Annotated in this window: 13 protein-coding genes; 6 read left to right on the top strand and 7 right to left on the bottom strand. The window is 74.1% G+C overall.

Going from position 1 to position 18287, the window contains the following annotated elements; genetic code table 11:
* Position 1: 1 nt before the first annotated feature.
* Genes IPO09_09180 through IPO09_09160 form a run of 5 tightly spaced genes read right to left on the bottom strand, consistent with a single transcriptional unit; the run spans position 2 to position 7716 of the window.
* On the bottom strand, positions 2-1774 hold the full coding sequence (locus IPO09_09180; GenBank protein ID MBK9517509.1) for a hypothetical protein: 1773 nt from the start codon (positions 1772-1774) through the stop codon (positions 2-4).
* Positions 1771-4203: a hypothetical protein gene (locus tag IPO09_09175; protein MBK9517508.1), complete on the bottom strand. Its 2433-nt coding sequence runs from the start codon at positions 4201-4203 to the stop codon at positions 1771-1773. The genes IPO09_09180 and IPO09_09175 overlap by 4 nt, the downstream gene beginning before the upstream one ends.
* Complete coding sequence (locus IPO09_09170) at positions 4200-4844, bottom strand: helix-turn-helix domain containing protein (GenBank protein ID MBK9517507.1); 645 nt, start codon at positions 4842-4844, stop codon at positions 4200-4202. Before IPO09_09170 ends, IPO09_09175 begins: the two co-directional genes overlap by 4 nt.
* A 5-nt stretch (positions 4845-4849) precedes the next feature.
* Entirely contained in the window at positions 4850-6052 is a 1203-nt protein-coding gene (locus IPO09_09165; GenBank protein MBK9517506.1) for a hypothetical protein, read from the bottom strand.
* Entirely contained in the window at positions 6049-7716 is a 1668-nt protein-coding gene (locus tag IPO09_09160) for a cytochrome c3 family protein (protein MBK9517505.1), read from the bottom strand. The genes IPO09_09165 and IPO09_09160 overlap by 4 nt, the downstream gene beginning before the upstream one ends.
* A gap of 334 nt (positions 7717-8050) precedes the next feature.
* Between IPO09_09160 and hemA the strand changes: the two genes are divergently transcribed.
* The 3 genes from hemA to IPO09_09145 all read left to right on the top strand — a co-directional run bounded on the left by hemA (position 8051) and on the right by IPO09_09145 (position 12100).
* Positions 8051-9130, top strand: coding sequence for a glutamyl-tRNA reductase (gene hemA, locus IPO09_09155; GenBank protein MBK9517504.1), 1080 nt, complete (start codon positions 8051-8053; stop codon positions 9128-9130).
* Positions 9131-9215: 85 nt separating this feature from the next.
* Positions 9216-10724 (top strand): HAMP domain-containing protein, encoded by a 1509-nt coding sequence (locus IPO09_09150; GenBank protein ID MBK9517503.1) that lies wholly within the window; start codon positions 9216-9218, stop codon positions 10722-10724.
* Positions 10721-12100 carry a sigma-54-dependent Fis family transcriptional regulator gene (locus IPO09_09145; GenBank protein ID MBK9517502.1) on the top strand — a complete coding sequence of 460 codons (1380 nt, stop codon included), beginning with the start codon at positions 10721-10723 and terminating at the stop codon, positions 12098-12100. Before IPO09_09150 ends, IPO09_09145 begins: the two co-directional genes overlap by 4 nt.
* A 190-nt stretch (positions 12101-12290) precedes the next feature.
* Here IPO09_09145 and IPO09_09140 read toward each other — a convergent pair whose 3' ends face one another.
* On the bottom strand, positions 12291-13208 hold the full coding sequence (locus tag IPO09_09140; protein MBK9517501.1) for an RNA polymerase factor sigma-32: 918 nt from the start codon (positions 13206-13208) through the stop codon (positions 12291-12293).
* Positions 13209-13521: 313 nt separating this feature from the next.
* Between IPO09_09140 and IPO09_09135 the strand changes: the two genes are divergently transcribed.
* The 3 genes from IPO09_09135 (at position 13522) to IPO09_09125 (ending at position 16113) form a co-directional block, all read left to right on the top strand.
* A complete protein-coding gene (locus IPO09_09135) occupies positions 13522-14193 on the top strand; it encodes a sensor histidine kinase (GenBank protein MBK9517500.1) in 672 nt (223 codons plus the stop codon).
* 96 nt (positions 14194-14289) lie between these two features.
* Positions 14290-15000: a 50S ribosomal protein L3 gene (gene rplC, locus IPO09_09130; GenBank protein ID MBK9517499.1), complete on the top strand. Its 711-nt coding sequence runs from the start codon at positions 14290-14292 to the stop codon at positions 14998-15000.
* A gap of 210 nt (positions 15001-15210) precedes the next feature.
* Positions 15211-16113 carry a hypothetical protein gene (locus IPO09_09125; GenBank protein MBK9517498.1) on the top strand — a complete coding sequence of 301 codons (903 nt, stop codon included), beginning with the start codon at positions 15211-15213 and terminating at the stop codon, positions 16111-16113.
* 204 nt (positions 16114-16317) lie between these two features.
* Here the strand turns inward: IPO09_09125 and typA are convergent, their stop codons facing one another.
* Positions 16318-18162 (bottom strand): translational GTPase TypA, encoded by a 1845-nt coding sequence (gene typA, locus IPO09_09120; protein ID MBK9517497.1) that lies wholly within the window; start codon positions 18160-18162, stop codon positions 16318-16320.
* Between the last annotated feature and the right edge of the window lie 125 nt (positions 18163-18287).

Genomic DNA, 18287 nt, shown 5'->3' with positions numbered 1-18287 from the left:
CCTAGAAGCGGGTCCCGAAGGTGCGGGTCAGCCGCAGGAAGAGCCGGTTCTGGCTGGCCGGGCCGCCCTCGCCGCCACCCCGGACGTACTCGTCCTCCACCGACACCGTCAGGCCGCCGGCCGTCCAGCCGAGGCGGCCGAGCAGGCCCGTCTCCCACTGGCGCTCGCGGTCGGGGCTGCGGATCTCGAGGTAGCGGGCGCGCAGGCTCAGGTCGAAGCCGCCGGGGACGGGGGCCAGGAAGGTGGCCGAGGCGTAGCCGGTGTGGGCGTCGTAGGGCGCCGGGATGAAGAGGCCGTCGCCGGCCACGTCGGGGTGGTCGCCCACCAGGCCGCTGGTGAGGCCGGCCTGGACCGTCAGGTCGTAGCGCCGCCAGCCGGCCGTCAGGTTGGCCTGCAGGACGCGGTTGGCGCCGGCGCCGAAGAGGTCCGACTGCACCCGATCCGCCGAGGCCTGCAGGCTGCCCCGCAGCAGGAGGGAGTCACCGGCGGTCCGCTCGGCGTCGGCGGTGACGCTCTGCCGCGCCGCCCAGCCGCCCACCGCCCCCAGGTTCTGCTGGAAGCCGGCGCTGTAGCGCAGCCCGGCGCGCAGGCCCGGCCAGGTGCGGGTGGCGCCGGCCTCGAACTGGCCGCCGAAGCCGGTGTCGGCGGCGGCGCCGTCCGGCTGGATCAGGCCCACCGAGGGCCCGCCCTGCAGGAAGAAGTCCCACGGCTCGGCGTGCCGGATCCAGCGCGCCAGCCCGGTCAGCGACTCGCCGAAGGAGCGGTGGACCTCCTCGCCGAGCCGCTCGTCGGCCACCGAGGCGTCCACCAGCCCGATCAGCCGGAGCTCGCCGGTCAGCTGGTGCTCCACCTGCTGGAAGGCCGAGTTGCGGATGCGCTCGCGGGTGGCCACGCCGGGGGCCGAGATGGTGGTGTGGCCGTAGCGATACTGGGTGCGGCTCAGGGACTGCGGGCCGCTCCAGACCACCGAGGCGAAGGCGGCGTGGTCCTCGTAGCGCGGGTTGGTGGGGGCCTGCCGGGTGGGCGTCCGCAGGTAGTAGCGGTCGGAGGCGATGGCCGTGAAGCCGGGGCCCAGGTTGGCCGAGGTCGTCAGGTAGACGGTGTGGGTGTCGTGGTTGTCGTTGTCGTAGGTGCCGGTGGAGAGCCGGGCGTCGTAGTCCACCACGTAGGAGTAGGCGGCCGTGCCGTGGGTGGCGCCGGCCCGCACCTGGCGCACGCTGCGGCTGGTCACGCCGCGGCCGAAGCCGGTGTCCTCCGACTCCACCGAGGCGATCCCCAGGCGCAGGCTGGGCCGCCCGGCCCCGCGGTAGGTGGCGTCGGCGCCCAGGGTGGTGACCAGGCGCGTGCCGGTCGACTCGGCCACGCCGGTGGTGGTGAAGTCGTCGCTGGCCCGCGAGGCGTGCAGCTGGAGCGAGAGCGGGGCGGTGGGGCGGTTGAGCAGGCCGACGCGGCCGCGGAAGGAGACGCCGGTGCCGTTCATGGTGGCCCCGCCGATGGCCTCGCGGCGCAGCCGGTCGTAGCGGCCGCCCAGGCTCCAGTCCACCGTGCCCGGGGCGAACAGGTACCCGGCCGCCAGCGCCGACACGTCGAAGTCGAGCCGCATCGCCGAGGCCTCGGCGCCGGGGGTGAAGACGTCGAGCCGCTCGTACCCCAGGTCGAGGCGGAGGACGAGGTCGGTGGCCGCGGCGGGCGCCGGGGCCAGGGCGGCCACCGCCAGCGCGGCGGCCAGCCTGGCCAGGGTCGGGAGCGTGGGGCGGATGGCGGACCGGCTCATTTCTTCGCTCCAGCGCCGACGACGGTGACCGGGACCGACACCTCGTAGTCGGTGTCGGCCGGCGGGAAGATCCAGGCCGCCGAGGCCTGACGGAGGCACTCGTCGAGCTCGGGGCCGCTGAGCGGGCCGGACCCGGCCGTCACCTCGGTGACCCGGCCCTGCGCGCTCACGGTGAGCCGCAGGGTGCCGTCGGCGCTCTTCAGGCTGCGCCGGATCATCTGATCGGAGACGCAGGCCTCGATGGAGGGCTGCACCGCCACCACGGCGTCGCGGATGCGGCGGCGGGTGGTCTCGCTGCTGCCCAGCTTGTCGGCCAGGGGCGCCGGGGCGCCGCCGGTCGGGGCGGGTGCGGCGGGCTGGGCCGGCGGGGCGGTGCGGCTGCCCTCGCGCAGGGCCGACACCACCACGTCGACGCCCTGGGCGCCGGGGCGGGTGGTGATGCGGGTCACCACCTGGCGCGGCGACAGCTTGCCCGTGGTGATGACGTAGCTCTTCAGCTCCTCGGAGCGCCGGATGGCCTCGGACATCAGGCTGGCGTCCTTGGCGCGGGCCCAGATGAGCACCTCGGTCCCCTCGCGCGCCGCCAGGCGGGCGATGGCGTCGATGGCCTCCCGGTCCAGCTCGGAGAGCTGGCTGGTGGGCGAGGTGAAGGTGACCACGGTGGCGGCCGCCACGGCCTTCTCGACGGCCACGCCGGGGTGCACCGCCTCGCGGCGCTCGGGGGCGCCGGGCGCCCGGGCGACGGGCTCCTTCATGATGGCGGTCGGCGACTTCACCACCATCACGAAGACGGCGCGATCCTTGGGCGCCCCGGGCAGGGCCGGGACGGCGGGCGGGAGGGCGGGAGCGGCCGCCACGCCGCGCCGCTGCTCCTCGGCGCGCTGCTCCATCAGGTCCAGCCTGGCGGTGCGCGCGTCGACCCGGCGGCGCCAGGTGTCGAGGCGCTCGGTCCGGGTGGCCACCTGCTTCTCGAGGGCGTCGACGCGCTCGCCCTTGGCGAGCAGGCGGGCCTCGGCGGCCGCGGCGATGCGCCGGGCCGCGGCCAGGGCCTGGCGGCGCAGCTCGAGCTGCCGGGGCTTGGCCTTCTCGAGGCCGGCCAGGGCCGACAGCCGCTCGCGCTCGGAGCGCTCGGCCTGCTCGCGGCCGGCGGCGTCGCGCTCGCTGCCCAGGGCGGCGTCGAGCGTCGGCGCGAAGCCGCGCTCGGTGGCGGCCAGCTGCCGCTCGGCGGCGGAGAGCTGCGCCTCCTGCGACTCGAGGGCGCGCTGCGCCTGGGTGGGCACGCCGCGCAGCTGGATGCGCTTCTCGCGGGCGTCGAGCTGCTGCTCGCGGGCGGTGAGGGCCTCGGCGCGCTCGGCCAGCAGCCGCGTCGCGGCCTGGGCGGCCTGCTCGCGGCCGGCCAGGCCGTCGTCGCCGGTGCGCAGCGAGCGCAGGCGGGTGTCGGCCAGGGCCTCCTGCTCGCGCAGTTGCGACTCGGCCAGGTCGCCGGCGGTGACGACCCCGGCGCGCGGCGGGGCGGCCAGGCGCGGCGGGGCGCCGGCGGCGGCCAGGGGCGGGGCGTACGGGGCGTGCTGCTGGTGGCGGGGCTGGCCCAGCAGGTCCGGGCCGAAGGTCGGGATGCGCAGGCGGAAGCGGGGGCGGTCCTCGGCGTAGGCCACCATGGGGGCCTCCTCCGCCTGGACGGGCGCCGCCGCCGGCTCGAGGCGGGCGGCGGGCGCGGGGGCGCGCACCGGCGAGAGGGCCACGCCCAGGCTGACGCGGAAGGCCTGGTCCTCGGGGAAGTAGTTCAGGCCGAGCTGCAGGCCGACCGTGGGCCTGGCGCTCCAGCGCAGGCCGAGCCCCAGGTTGGCGCCGCGCGGGCCACCCAGGGCCTCGCCCACCACCTCGAAGGTGGGGGCGGTCTTCACGGCCAGGGCGGCGCCGTAGGTGGCGCCCACCCCGCCGAGGCGGCCGGGCTCGGTCTCGGCGCCGGCGAAGGCGGCCAGGCGGAGGCGGGCGTCGGCCCGGGTGGAGAGCAGCAGGCGCGCGCCGCCCACGGCGTCGGCGTTGAACCGGTCGAGCGAGGCGTCCACCGCCACCCCGGGGAGGCCGCCGCGCGGGGCCAGCAGCTGCAGCTTGGTGGCGAAGCCGAAGGTGAGGCGGGCCGGGCGGGGGTCGCCGGGCTGGCCCCACTCGCGCATGGAGAGGCCGGCCTCGAGCGACCGGCCCAGGCCGGCCACGACGTAGAGGGGCAGGGGGCCGAAGTCGGAGGGCTGGCCGGGGTACCGGTCGAAGCGCAGCTCGGCGCCGAGCAGGCCGCTGCCGGGCTCCGCCACCTCGGCGTCCGGGACGTCGAGCAGGCCGGACTCGGCGCTGCGGGCGGGGAACTGCGCCGCCGCGGCGGGCAGCGCCAGGAGCAGGCCGAGCGCCAGCGTGACCGGGCTCCGGCTCACTCGGTCACCCCGCCGCCGGTGGAGCGCTCGCCGGGCACGGCCACCCTGGCCGGCGCGCGCGTCAGGCCGAACTGCGACAGGGTGCGCTCCACGCTGCGGACCGACACCGAGTGGCCCAGGCGGCCCAGGTCCTCGGCGATGGCGGCCGCGGTGCGGTCCGGGTGGCGCAGGCGGGTGGTCACGATGAAGCGGACCACCTCGATGGGCCGGCGCCACGGGCTTCGCGGACCCGGCGGCCGGGCCAGGAGCCCCTCCAGGCCTCCCTGCCGGAAGCGGCGCAGCTTCTCGTAGTAGGTGCTGCGCGAGCGCCCGAACTTCTCCAGCACGTCCCCGAGGTCGCGGCCGCTGGTCTCACCCTCCACCAGCATGATGAGGTCCACCGCCGCCTCGTCCTCGCGCCGCAGCGTCAGCGAGCCGCCCGGGCCCTTGATCTCGTGGAGGCTGGCGCGGCGCGGCGCCGCGTCCGGAGCGGCGGCCTTGCGGCCGGGCGCGTCCTCGGCGGTGGGCAGCGCCAGCGGCTCCGGCGGAGCGCCCGGCGGGAAGGTCGGGTCCACGAGCGACGGCTGGGCCGGGGCGGCCGCGGGGGCGCCGGCCCACAGGGGCGGCGTGGCTGGCGGGGCGTGGTGGAGTCGGCGGCCCATGGCGATCAGGTCCCCGGGACGGCGCGGGCCAGGGCGGCCTCGTCGATGGTGATGGTGGCTCCGCGGCGCAGCGCCTGGGTGGCGGCCTGCACGGTGGCCTGGCGCTCCGCGGCCGAGCGGGCCGCCGACGCCAGCTGGTCGCGGGTGGCGGCCGCCAGGATCTCGCGCTCGGCGCGCTCCAGCAGGGCGCGGGTGGCGGGGTCGCGGTCGCGCCCCTTGGCCACGGCCAGGTCGGCCAGCAGCCGGGCGTCGATCTCGCGCCAGGCCAGCTGGGTCTTCAGGGTCGGGCCGGTCAGGTGGCCGCCCCCCGACCCCCCGGCGAAGGAGGCGACTGCCAGCGCCAGCTCGCCGTAGCGGAAGGGCTTGCCGTTGACGGTGGCCACCACGTGGTCCATCTCGGCCGGGGTCCCCTCGATGCGCCGCTCGGTGCGCTTGAGGAAGGCCTCGTCGACCACCGCGCCCGCCTTGGCGCGCTGCTTGGAGACGAAGTGGGCCTTGGCCTCCTCGGTGTAGCGCTGCCGGGCGTAGCGGGCGATGGACTCGCGGCGGGCCAGGAAGGTGGCCTCCTCGCCGAGGCTGCGGGCCGAGGTCCGGGCCACCGCGTGGCCGAGCGCCAGCTTGATCGGGCCCACCCAGGTGTCGAGCGGTCCGGAGAAGACCACCGCGGCCAGCGCCGGATCGAGCTGGCCGCGCAGGAGCAGGCCACCCGTGGGGCCGGTGGAGGCGGTGGCGGCGCGGGGGTCGAGCGAGCGGGCCGCCTCGGCCGTGAGGTCGGCGCCGGCGCGCAGGCGGTCCAGGGCCGCCTGGGCCTCGGCGGGGGTGGTGTAGGTGAGGACCACCGTCTTGACGGCGTCCTCGCGCTGGTGGAACAGCTCGCGCAGCTGGGCCTCGGTGGGCTTGAAGGCGGCGGCGATCTCCTGCTCCACGAAGGCGTCGCCCAGGATCTGGCGGCGGGCCGTCTCCAGCGAGACCCGCACCACGAAGCGCTCCGCCACGCCGGTGCGCCGCCCCTCGGCGGCCAGGATCACGTCGTCGACCAGCGCGGCCAGCAGCTCGGCGGGCCGCGGCTGCGGGACCTTGGGCGGCCGCGGCCGGGCCGCGCGCTCCCGCACCTCGGCGGCCGTGATGGCCACCTCGCCGACCCGCGCGACCACCTCGTCGCCGCCGGCCTGGGCCAGCAGCGCCACCACCAGGGCTGCCGGGATCACCGCCGGACCTCGTCCGTGTCACCGCCGCCAGCGCCCGAACCGGAGCCGCTGCCGGCGCCGCCGCCCGACCCCGCACCGCCGGAGCCCGCGCCGCCGGAGCCCGCACCGCCCGACCCGGCGCCACCCGCCCCGGCGCCGCCGGACCCCGCGCCGCCCGCGCCCGCCGCGCCGCTCTCGCCGCCGGCCGGCGCCGACCGCTTGGCCCGCGCCACGATGTTCTTCAGCTCGGGGTGCTTGCCGCTCTTGTCGCCGTGGCAGCCGTCGCACGACTCCATCGGGGTGGCGCCGAAGTAGAACAGCTTGGCGTTGTCCGAGCCGTGTGGGTTGTGGCAGCTGGCGCAGCTGAAGGGCCGGTCGGGCTTGCGGGGGTCGTTGAGGTTGCCACCCACCACGTGGCCGCGAGGCATGATGGCGGTGACGTGCTTTCCGTCGCGCTGGCCCTCGTGGCAGGCGCCGCACAGGTCGTTGGTCTTCTTGCCCACCAGGAAGCGGTTGGCGGTGCCGTGCGGATCGTGGCACCCGGTGCAGCCGTAGCGCTCCAGGGCGGCGTGCTTCACCTTGCCCGAGTCCACCGGGGTCTGGTGGCAGACGTAGCAGTGCTGCTTGCCCTCGCCGCCCTTGAGCAGGCTGCGCGCCGGGCCGCCGTGCGACAGGTGGCACTGGTCGCAGCCCTTCTCGATGGGCTTGTGGATGACCCGCCGGCCCGTCAGGTCGTCCTGGTGGCACTGGAAGCAGGTGGCGGCGCTGGTCGGCTTGGAGAGCAGCTTGGGCTGGTCGGAGGCGTGCGGATCGTGGCAGGTCGCGCAGTCGCCGGCCACCACGGCCGTGTGCGGGAACCTGGCCTTGTCCTGGCGCTCGTGGCAGCCGTTGCAGAGGTCCACCGGGCTCTTCTTGAGGAGCTTCAGGTGGTCGCTGGAGTGGCCGAGGTCGTGGCAGGCGGCGCAGTCGTCCTTCTTGGTGATGGCCTTGTGGACCACCGCCTTGGCCAGGTCCACCCGGAAGTTCGGCCCCACCGCGCCCCGGCCGGTGGGGGCCTTGGGGTCGTGGCACTTCTGGCAGAAGGCCGTGCCGCTGCCGGTCAGGGCGTTGGGCTGGTCGCTGCCGTGGGCGTCGTGGCAGTCGAGGCAGCGCCCCTCGGCCACCGGGGCGTGCCGCACCGCCTTGGAGAGGAGCGGGTCGAGGTCGTGGCAGTCGAAGCAGAGCTTCTCGCGCGGGGCGGTGAGCAGCTTGGGCTGGTCGGAGCCGTGGGGGGCGTGGCAGGAGAGGCAGCTGCCCTGACGCACCGCGGTGTGCACCGACTTGGACTGGTCCATCCGCTTGTGGCAGCCGTAGCAGAGGTCGGGCTCGGTCCGGACCAGCGCCCACTTGGAGGCGGACTGCGACCGGCACTTCCCTTGCTGGCCCGCCTGGGCCCGATGGCAGGCGGTGCACTCGTTCTTGAGCAGCGACGGGTGGATGAACCGCTTGGCCGTGACGGCGGCGTGGCAGGTGGTGCACCGCTCGACGGGCGCGCCTCCGGTCGCCTGGGCTGGCCTGGCCGGCGTCTCGGTGGCTCCCTGGGCCTGGGCGACGAGGGCGCCGGACAGGAGCGCGAGGGCGCACGCGGCGAGCGCGAAGCGCGAGGAGCGGCATCGGCTGGGGCTCTCGACAGATCTCGCGTACACGGATTCTTCTCTCCGTCCGGCAATGACCAGGGGCTGGTGGCGTTGTGCCGCGGCCATGGTGCAAACCCGGTGCCGACAAGTCCCGGCAGGGCCGCGGGGGCGACCGGAGGAAGTTGGCGGCTCCCGATCCGCGGGTTCGGCGGAATTTCTGGGGTATTTTTCGGTGGCGTGTCCCACGCTCCGCCGCGTGCAGGCCTTTCGCGCCCGGGCGCGCCGTTGGGCAAATCGCGCATCAGTTGCGTGATTTGACCCGGGTGTCCTGAGGAATCTGGCGACCTCGGGCGAGGCACGCGGCTTGCTCCTCCAGCGGGAAAGCCCTCACCAAGGAGCACCCGTGCTCGTCGCCGTCGGCCTCAACCGAAGGGTGGCGACCGTCGAGGATCGTGAGGTCCTCGCGCTCGCCGATGCTGACCTGGCCGCCGCGCTCGAGGGGTGGGCGGCGCTCGACGGCGTGGAGGAGGTGATGGTGCTCTCCACCTGCTGCCGGGTGGAGGTCTACGCCACCACCCGCTTCCCGGCGGTGGCGGGGGCCGCGCTGCGCACGGCCCTGTCCGCCGGGGACGGCCGGGACCTCCCGCTCTTCGAGCGGCACGGCGCGGCCGCCTTCACGCACCTGGTGCGGGTGGCCGCCAGCCTCGAGTCGGCCATCCTGGGGGAGCCGCAGATCCTGGGCCAGGTGAAGCAGGCCCTGGCCCGGGCCGTGGCCGCGGGTGCGGCCGGCAAGGAGCTGACCGGGCTGGTGTCGCGGGCCCTGGCGGCGGCCAGGCGGGTGCGGAGCGAGACCGCCCTGGGGCGGGCCGGCGTCTCCTGGGGCCACGCCGTGGCCGCGCTGGCCGAGAAGGTCGTCGGCGCCCTGGCCACGCGGCGGGTGCTGGTGCTGGGCGCCGGCGAGATGGCGCGCCTCTCGGCGCAGCACCTGGCCGCCCAGGGTGCCCAGGTGACGGTGCTCAACCGGACGCCCGGCAAGGCCGAGGCCCTGGCCCGCCTGGTGGGCGGGCGCCACGGCGGGCTGGACCAGCTCCTCGGCGAGCTGGTGCTGGCCGACGTGGTGGTCTCGGCCACGCCGGTGGCGCCGCCCGAGCTGGCGAAGGTGGGGGCGGCGGCCCTCATGGCCAGGCGCCGCAGGCCGCTGGTGCTGGTGGACCTGGCGGTGCCCCGCGCCATCCCGGCGGCCACCGGCGCCCTGGAGGGGGTCTACCTGTGCGACGTGGACGATCTCGACCGGGTGATGCGCGCCGCCCAGTCGGACCGCTCCGCCGCGGTGGCCGACGCCGAGCGGATCGTCGCCGAGGAGGCGGCCCGCTCCGCCCGGCACGGCGTCGGCGGGGAGGGCGAGGCGCTGCTCGGCGCCGCCGCCCGGATCTTCGAGCTGGGCCAGCCGGACCCGGCCCGGCCGGGCGGCGCGGCCCGTTGAGCCCGGCTGGTCTTTCTGCCCTTCCCCCCAGGGGGAGTCTCTGGAATGATGGCGGTCTCCTCCCCCACAACGCCTCCCCCACGACGTGACCACGCTCCGCCGACTCTACCAGCGGCTCGACGCCAGCCTGCGGGCCCGGATCCTGCTGCCCACCACGGTGCTGTTCGGCCTGACGCTGGCCGCCATGGTGGCGGCCGCGGTGCAGCTCTACGGCTCCGGCATCGAGCGGGGCCGGCACGATCGGGCCGAGGTCTTCGCCGGGATGGTGGCCACCGGCGTGTCCAACGTGATGCTCTCGGGGCAGCCGCAGGCGGTGCCCGCGCTGCTCTCCTCGCTGGTCTCGCACCGGACCGACCTGCGCACCGCCAGCCTGGTGGCCCCCGACGGGCGCATCTCCATCTCGTCCGATCCGGCCTACGTGGGCGCCGTGCCCTGGGGCCGCCCCGACCGCTTCCGCGCCACCACCGTGGTCACCGAGCCGGGCGGGGACGCCACCCAGTACGCGGTGCTGGAGCCGGTGGTGAACGGGCCCTCCTGCGCCCGCTGCCACGGGGGCGGCGCCAAGGTGAACGGCTGGCTGGAGCTGCGCTTCGATCGCGCCCCGGTGACCGAGGCCAAGCGGGAGCTGGCCGAGACCCTGGCCCTGTCGGCCGGCGCGGCCCTGCTGGTGCTGCTGGCCATCAACCTCTGGCTGCTGGGGCGGGAGGCGGTCAGCCCGGTGCAGCGGCTGGTGGAGGCCATGCGCCGCGCCGAGGCCGGCGAGCTCACCGTGGTGGCCGACGAGGGGCGCACCGACGAGCTGGGCGTGGCGGCGCGGGGCTTCGACGCCACCCTGGCGGCCCTGCGGCGCAGCCAGGCCGAGCTGGAGGCCTTCTACCGGGAGCGGCTGGTGCGGGCCGATCGCTTCGCCGCCGTGGGCGAGGTGGCCACCGGGCTGGCCCACGAGATCAAGAACCCGCTGGCCGGCCTGTCCGGCGCCCTCGAGCTGCTGGCCGAGGACCTGGCCTCCAACCCGCGCCACAGCGAGGTGGTGGGCGAGATGCGCCACCAGGTGCAGCGGCTCACCCACACCATGGAGAGCCTGCTCTCCTTCGCCCGCCCCCCCAAGGCGCGCCTCCGCTCCACCGAGGTGAACGGCACGCTGGAGAAGGTGCTGTTCCTCATCCGCCAGCAGTGCCGCGGCACCCAGGTGGAGATCCGGCCGGAGCTGGGCGCCGAGCTGCCCCCGGTCATGGCGGACCCGTCGCAGCTGGAGCAGGTCTTCCTGAACCTGTGCCTCAACGCGGTGCAGGCCATGAACGGCCGGGGCGGCAGCCTGACCATCCGCTCCCGCGAGGGCGACGGCCACGTCTTCGTGGAGGTGGCCGACTCCGGCCCCGGCATCCCGGCCGACCTGCGCGGGTCGATCTTCAAGCCCTTCTTCACCACCAAGCGGGAGGGCAACGGGCTGGGCCTGGCCATCTCGGCGCGCATCGTGGCTGAACACGGCGGCCACATCGGCTATAGGTGCCCCCCCGAGGGCGGCACAGTCTTCACCATCACCCTGCAGCAGGCACGGTCCCCCGCGCCGCGCTCCACGGAGCACGCAGCATGACCAACACGCCGGCCCGCATCCTGGTGGTCGACGACGAGAAGCTGATCCGCTGGTCGGTGGCGGAGCGGCTGCAGCGCGACGGCTACGAGGTGCACTCCGCCGAGTCGGGGGAGCAGGCGCTGGAGCTGGTCGGCGCCACGCCGCCCGACGTCATGCTGCTGGACGTCAAGCTGCCCGGCATCGACGGGGTGGTGACGCTGCAGCGGGCCCTGGCGCTCCACCCCGAGGTGGCGGTGCTGATGATGTCGGCCCACAGCACCGTGGACGTGGCGGTGGAGGCCATGAAGCACGGGGCCATCGACTTCCTGGTCAAGCCGTTCCAGCTCAACGCCCTGGTGGCGGCGGTGGAGCGGGCCCTGGCCACCTCCCGCACCCGCCGCCAGATCGCGGCCCTGACCACCGATCGCCGCACCGCCAGCGCCATGGAGGCCATCGTGGGCCACTCGGCGGTCATGGAGCAGGTGCGCACCATGATCGGGCGGCTGGCCGCCTCCGACACCACCACCGTGCTCATCGAGGGCGAGAGCGGCGCCGGCAAGGAGGTGGTGGCCCGCGCCATCCACTTCGAGAGCGCCCGCCGCGACCACCCCATCATGCAGGTCAACTGCGCCGCGCTGCCGGAGCACCTGCTGGAGAGCGAGCTCTTCGGCCACGAGCGCGGGGCCTTCACCGACGCCCACACCCAGAAGCGCGGCCTCTTCGAGACCGCCGAGGGCGGCTCGGTCATGCTCGACGAGATCGGCGACCTGCCGCCGGGCGGCCAGGCCAAGCTGCTGCGCCTGCTGGAGAACAAGACCTTCCGGCGGGTGGGCGGCGTCACCGAGCTGAAGGCCGACGTGCGGGTCATCGCCGCCACCAACGTGGACCTGGAGGAGCGGGTCAGCGAGGGGCGCTTCCGGGCCGACCTCTTCTTCCGCCTCAACGTGGTGCGGGTGGTGGTGCCGGCGCTGCGCGATCACCAGGAGGACGTGCCCACCCTGGCGGCCCACTTCATCGCCCGCTTCAACCAGGAGCTGAAGCGCCAGGTGCGGGGCGTCTCGCCGCCGGCCATGGAGCTGCTCAAGGCCCACCTCTGGCCGGGCAACGTGCGCGAGCTGCGCAACGTCATCGAGCGGGCCTTCATCCTGCACGCCGGGCCGGACGAGATCCGGCCCGAGCACCTGACGCCGGAGCTGCGGCGCGCCACCCCGCAGCGCCCCAAGGACAAGCTGGTGCCCAGCGTCGAGGAGCAGGGGCTGGTGCTCGACGACGTGGAGCGCAAGCTCATCGCCGAGGCCATGGAGCGGAGCAGCGGCAACCAGTCGAAGGCGGCGCGCCTGCTGGGCGTGTCGCGCGACACGCTGCGGTATCGCCTCAAGAAGCACGGCATGGCCTAGGTCGGCGAGCGATGCCGGCATTCGCGGGGCGGCCTCCTCGCTGCGCTGCTCGCCGTACGACTGCAGTACGGCTGCGCTGCTCGCTCGTCGGGTGCCCCGCTCGGTGCTCGGCCTCGCTCGCCTCGAGGTGCTGCCCTCGGCGAGGGCAGGTGGGCCGAGGCCACGGCGCTGACGTCGAAGGCCGGTGCGTCTAGGCGACGGCGCGGTCGTCGTAGTCGACCGGCTCGCCCCGGGGCCACTCGAGCTCGTCGGCCAGCGCCTCCAGCTCGGCCTTGAGCTTCTCCTTGGCCCGGATCTCCAGCTGGCGGGCCCGCTCGCGGGAGAAGCCGAAGTGGTCGCCCAGCTCCTTGAGCGTCATGGGCGAGTCGTTCATGACGCGCTGCTCGATGATGTACCGCTCGCGCTCGTCCAGGCGGGCCAGGGCGGTCCCGACGCGGCCGCTCACCACCCGCTGCTCCTGCGCGGCGCCCAGCTCGTCGTCCTGCCCGGGCGCGTCCCCGATGACGAAGTCCACGTGGCTGGAGGTACCGTCGTCGCCCAGCGGGGCGTCGAGGGAGAGATCGCGGCCGTCCATGCGCTGGGCCATCTCCTGCACCTCGGACGCCTTGACGCGCAGCTTGCGGGCGATCTTGCCGGCGTCCTCGCCGTCGGAGTCGGCGCCGTGGGAGGTGCTGAGGCGGTCGAGCTCGCGGCGGGTCCGGGCCAGCGAGAAGAAGAGCTTGCGCTGCGCCTGGGTGGTGCCCAGCTTCACCAGCGACCAGGACCGCAGGATGTAGTTCTGGATGTAGGCCCTGATCCACCAGACGGCGTAGGAGATGAGCCGGATCTCCTTCTCCGGGTCGAACTTCTGCACCGCCCGCATCAGGCCGATGTTGCCCTCCTGGATGAGGTCGGCCATGCGGAACCCGTAGGAGCGGTACTCGTAGGCCACCTTGACCACGAAGCGGAGGTTGGCGGTGACCAGCCCGTGGCCGGACCGGGTGTCTCCCACGGCGCGGAAGCGCCTGGCCAGCCCCCGCTCGTCCTCGATCGAGAGGAGCGGGTAGCGGTTGATCTCCGCGAGGTACAGCTCCAGGCTGCTGCTCGTGGATGTCATGGGGGCTCGCATCATTCCTGCTCCGGGCTTCGGGACGCCGGTGCGGCGTCACAGGTGGGCATAGCAACGCATGTGCCCAGGCGCGCACCCAAGGGAACTACCCGGGAATTCGGACGGTTGAGCGTGTGCCTGGGTCCCGGGCACCTGCGAGATCGGTAAGAATTACCGTCCCGACCCCTTGCCAAGTCTCCAAGAGGGGGCTTGCGGCTGTAAGAACTTCCGAAAATGAGGCTGAAACAACTGCAGCCTCTTGCCAAAGGAAGGCGGCCTGTCCAGGTTGTCGCGGATGGGGTCGGATGTCCCTCGTTCCCTGGACCAGCCACCGATGAGCGACACCACCGACCAGGTGCTGAACGGCGAGGAGGAGCCCTCCGGCCCGGCCAGCGACCGCGAGCGCCACCTCGGGTTCGTGGCCCACGAGGTGCGGAACCCGCTCTCGACCGCGCTCTGGACGGCGGAGCTCCTGACCCGTATCCCGTCCGCCGAGCGGGGCGGGGCGAGGGGGGAGAAGCTGGCCGCCATCTGCCTCCGATCGGTGGGCAAGGTGCGGACCTTGCTGGAGGACCACCTGCTCGCCGAGCGGCTCGACACCGGGGAGTACCCGCTCAGGCCAGAGCGGCTGCTGCTGGTCGAGGTCCTGGCGGCTGCCCTCGAGCGGCTTCCGGCAGGCCACCCGCCGGTGCAGCAGGAGGTCCCTCCCGGCCTGGCGATCCAGGCCGACCGACTGCTGCTGCAGCGGGCGCTGGAGGGGCTGGTGGCGGTGGCCGGCGCCGAGGTGCCGGAGGTGCGCCTGGTGGCACGCCTGGCGGGAGGCCGGGCGGAGGTGCTGGTGAGCGGTGCTCCGGTCAGGGCGCTGCATGACCCCCGGAAGGGGGATCCGTCGGACCAGCAGGGCAGGGCCCTCTCACTGCCGGCCATCCGGCGCATCGCCGCCGCGCTCGGCGGAGGGTTGCAGGCCGGACCGCAGGGCTACCTGCTCTCCATCCCCGCGGCTTGACAGCAGTTCCTGGGACCTGTACATACCGCCCCCTTCACAACGGCACGTCCTCCGCGCCCGCTTCCGGCGCGCGGCGGACCACTGCGAGGTCCACACATGGCGACTGGTCTTTTGGCGAAGAAGGTGGGGATGACCCAGATCTTCACCCCCGAGGGCGACTGCATCGCGGTCACCATCCTCGAGGCGGGTCCCTGCACGGTCATCCGGCGCAAGACCAAGGAGCAGGACGGCTACGACGCCGTCGTGCTCGGGTTCGGCCCGGTCGACGAGAAGCACGCCCACCGCATCTCCAAGGCGGAGGTCGGGGTCTTCAAGAAGGCCGGCACCAGCCTGTTTCGCCACCTCAAGGAGGTCCGGGTCAAGGACGCCAAGGTGCTCGGCGATCTGAAGGCCGGCGACGTCCTCACGGTGGACAAGGTCTTCAAGGACAACCAGCGCATCGACGTCACCGGCATCAGCAAGGGGCGCGGCTTCGCCGGCGTCTTCAAGCGCTGGGGCATGAAGGGCGCGGCCCGCGACTCCTCCACGGCGCACGAGCACCACCGCCACCCGGGCGCCATCGGCCAGCGCAAGACGCCGGGCAAGGTGTGGAAGAACAAGCACATGCCGGGTCACTACGGCGTCGAGAACATCACCGTCCAGAACCTCTACGTGGTCGGCCTGGTGCCCGAGAAGAACGTCCTGCTGGTGACCGGCGCCGTGCCGGGCCACGCCGACGGCCTGGTGTTCATCGACACCGCGGCCAAGGGCCAGCCCCGCGCCAAGCAGAAGCAGGTGACCCGCGAGCGGTCCAAGCCGAAGGTCTAACCGGTCGGCGCTCCGCGCCGACCAGAAGTCCGCACGAGAACGAGGGGCCCCACCGCGGGGCCCTTCGTCGTTGGGGGGGGGGCGGGGAGGGCCGGATCGGCGGTGGCCGCCCGAGAAGTCGGCTACACTCGGTCTGCTCGCGGTGCGGGCACTCCGCGTGACACGCCGGCGCGGCGTGGCCCTGCTCCACCCGAGGGAGGATCTCCGACCGTGCCCTTCCCAGCCGCCAGCGCGGCCCCCCTCCCGCCCGGCCAGCCCCCGCGCACGTTCCGGCGGGCGCTCGGCCCCCGTGTCCAGCTCGTGCTGCTCCACACGCCGGTCGCCGCGGGGCTTGCGGTCGTGGGCCCGGCCCTGCCCCCCGAGTCCTGGGGTGCCGGCACCTCCCTGGGCTTCGTGATGGCCCTGTCGGTCACCCTGGCGGCGGCCGCCGCCTGGTGGCTCATCTGGATCGTCCGCCGCTTCCGCGCCGAGCTGGCACGGGTGGTGGTGATCGACCAGGCCGGGGTGGAGCTCCGGACCCGGCGCGGCGCCTCCCGCATCGACTGGGGCGAGGTGCAGGAGGTCTGGTTCTCGGCGAAGAAGACCTCGCTCCACCTCCACGGCGGCGGCCTGGCGGGGCTGGCGATCGGCCTGGCGGTCGGAGGGCTGACCGAGGCGGCGCCGCCCGAGCTGAAGCTGCGGGTGGTGGGTCGTGGAGGTCAGCTCGAGCTCGACGACGACGACCTGGGGACCGTCGCGGCCCTGGAGGCGCTGGTCGAAAGGACCTCGGCGCGGCTGACCGCCGAGTTCGTCCGGCGCGTCCGCGCCGGCGAGTCGCTCCGCTTCGGATCGTCCGTGGTCCTGAGCAGCGCCGGGCTGGTCTTCCCTTCCGTGGGTGTCCGTGCGGCGCTCACCGAGGCGGACGGCGCAGTCCCCTGGCCGCGAGTCCAGCGCCTCCGGCTCCAGGCCGGGGAGCTGGTGGCGACCATCGCAGGGGAGCGGCGCGAGCGCAGCAGGGCGGCCAAGGACGTGCCGAACGTCTTCGTGCTGCCCGAGGTGGTCCGAGTGCTCTCGGGCAGGCCCAACGAGGAGGAGGGACCAGGCGGCGCCGAGCCGGCCGCAACCCATCCCTGACCGCGCCCCCTCATCCCAACCCGCTCCCCCAGCCAGCTTGGGGAGAGGGAGTTCCGAGCGTCTGCTCCCTCTCCCCTCCGGGGAGAGGGCCGGGGTGAGGGGCGGCCCTGACGACCTCGGGCCCGGAACGACGAAGGGGCCCCGGTGCGGGGCCCCTGGTGCTGGAACGCCTGGCCGGTTGGGCGCCGGGACGGCGCCGACCTGCTACGGCGAGGCCAGCCCCTTCTTCCGGTCGCGCTCCGCCTTGTAGCGCAGCGTCTGCTCCAGGTACTTCTTGCGCAGGCGGATCGACTTGGGCGTCGCCTCCACCAGCTCGTCCTCGGCGATCCACTCCAGCGCGATCTCCAGCCCCATCTCGCGGGGCGGGGTCAGCATGACGTTCTCGTCGCGGCCGGCGGCGCGGATGTTGGTGAGCTTCTTCTCCTTGCAGATGTTGTAGTCGAGATCGCCCTCGTGGCTGTGCTCGCCCACGATCATGCCCGGGTAGACGGCGTCGCCCGGTTTGACGAAGAGCGAGCCGCGCTCCTGGCAGTAGTTGGCCGCGTAGGCCACCACCTCGCCGACGCGGTCGGCCACGATGGCGCCGTTCTTGCGCTTCTGGATGGCGCCCTGCCACGGCTCGTAGCCGTCGAACTGCGACGACATGATGCCCTCGCCGCGGGTCAGGGTGAGGAACTCGCCGCGGAAGCCGATCAGGCCGCGCGCCGGCACCCGGAACTGCAGGCGGGTGCGGTGGCTGCCCATGGGCTGCATGTCCACCATGCGCCCCTTGCGCGTGCCCATCGACTGGGTCACGCCGCCCACGCCGTCGGTGGGCAGGTCGCACACCAGCAGCTCCATGGGCTCGTGCGTCTCGCCGTTGATCTTCTTGAGGATGGGCTCCGGGTTGGAGACCGTCAGCTCGTAGCCCTCGCGGCGCATGTTCTCCACGATGACCGCCAGCTGCAGCTCGCCGCGCCCCACCACCTTGAAGGCGTCGGGGGTCTCGGTGTCCTCCACCCGGATGGAGACGTTCTTGTAGGCCTCGCGGTAGAGCCGCTCGCGGATGTTGCGGCTGGTGACGTACTTGCCCTCCTTGCCGGCGAAGGGGCCGTCGTTCACCTTGAAGACCATCGACATGGTGGGCTCCTCCACGCTGATGCGCGGGAGCGCCACCGGGTTGGCCAGGTCGGCGATGGTGTCGCCGATGCCGATCTCCTCGGCGCCGGCGATGCACACGATCTCGCCCGGCCCGGCGTCCTTCACCTCGACCCGCTTCAGGCCGTCGTAGACGTAGAGCCGCACCACCTTGGCCGGGACGATCTTGCCCTCCTCGCGGATGACGGCGATCTGGTCGCCCTCGTGCAGCACGCCGGAGTTGATGCGGCCGATGGCGAGGCGCCCCACGTACTCGTCGTAGTCCAGGTTGTCGATGAGCATCTGGACGTGGGTGGCGTCGCCGGCCGGCGGGTGCGGGATGTGGGAGAGGATGGCGTCGAAGAGCGGCTTGAGCGAGTCGGCCTCGAAGGCGCCCTCCACGGTGTGGCCCGCCTTGCCCTCGCGGGCGATGGCGTAGATGACCGGGAAGTCGATCTGGTGCTCGTTGGCGCCCAGGTCGATGTAGAGCGAGTAGACCAGGTCCAGCACCTCCTTGGCGCGGGCGTCCTGGCGGTCCACCTTGTTGACCACCAGCACCGACGGCAGGCCCATGGCCAGGGCCTTGGAGAGCACGAAGCGGGTCTGGGGCAGCGGCCCCTCGGCGGCGTCCACCAGCAGGAGCACGCCGTCCACCAGCCGCAGGGCGCGCTCCACCTCGCCGCCGAAGTCGGCGTGGCCGGGCGTGTCCACGATGTTGATCTTGATGCCCTTCCAGTTCACCGCGGTGTTCTTGGCGAGGATGGTGATGCCCTTCTCGCGCTCCAGGTCGTTGGAGTCCATGACCCGGTCGACCATGGTCTCGTTGGTGCGGAAGGTGCCGGCCTGGCGCAGCATGTAGTCGACGAGCGTGGTCTTGCCGTGGTCGACGTGGGCGACGATGGCGACGTTGCGGATCTTCTCGCGGGCGATCATGGGGTCCTGACGTGAGGTCCGGCCTCGGGCCGAAAAGGGCCGGGCGGGGGCGAAGGGGCGCGATGTATAGCCGCCCCGCCACGCTCACCGCAAGCGGCGTGCCGAACACGGGGCCCGGCCCGCCG

Source organism: Anaeromyxobacter sp. (assembly GCA_016718565.1).
In the GTDB taxonomy this organism is placed as follows: domain Bacteria; phylum Myxococcota; class Myxococcia; order Myxococcales; family Anaeromyxobacteraceae; genus JADKCZ01.
The sequence above is the reverse complement of the archived record's forward strand: the minus strand, read 5'-3'. Positions and strand labels throughout refer to the sequence as shown.

What these genes read in the sequence shown, in the direction of transcription:
- rplC (MBK9517499.1), top strand. Translation starts at nt 14,290, where the DNA reads ATGGCGACTGGTCTTTTGGCGAAGAAGGTGGGGATGACCCAGATCTTC.
- IPO09_09135 (MBK9517500.1), top strand. Translation starts at nt 13,522, where the DNA reads ATGAGCGACACCACCGACCAGGTGCTGAACGGCGAGGAGGAGCCCTCC.
- IPO09_09180 (MBK9517509.1), bottom strand. Translation starts at nt 1,774, where the DNA reads ATGAGCCGGTCCGCCATCCGCCCCACGCTCCCGACCCTGGCCAGGCTG.
- IPO09_09170 (MBK9517507.1), bottom strand. Translation starts at nt 4,844, where the DNA reads ATGGGCCGCCGACTCCACCACGCCCCGCCAGCCACGCCGCCCCTGTGG.
- IPO09_09145 (MBK9517502.1), top strand. Translation starts at nt 10,721, where the DNA reads ATGACCAACACGCCGGCCCGCATCCTGGTGGTCGACGACGAGAAGCTG.
- IPO09_09140 (MBK9517501.1), bottom strand. Translation starts at nt 13,208, where the DNA reads ATGCGAGCCCCCATGACATCCACGAGCAGCAGCCTGGAGCTGTACCTC.
- typA (MBK9517497.1), bottom strand. Translation starts at nt 18,162, where the DNA reads ATGATCGCCCGCGAGAAGATCCGCAACGTCGCCATCGTCGCCCACGTC.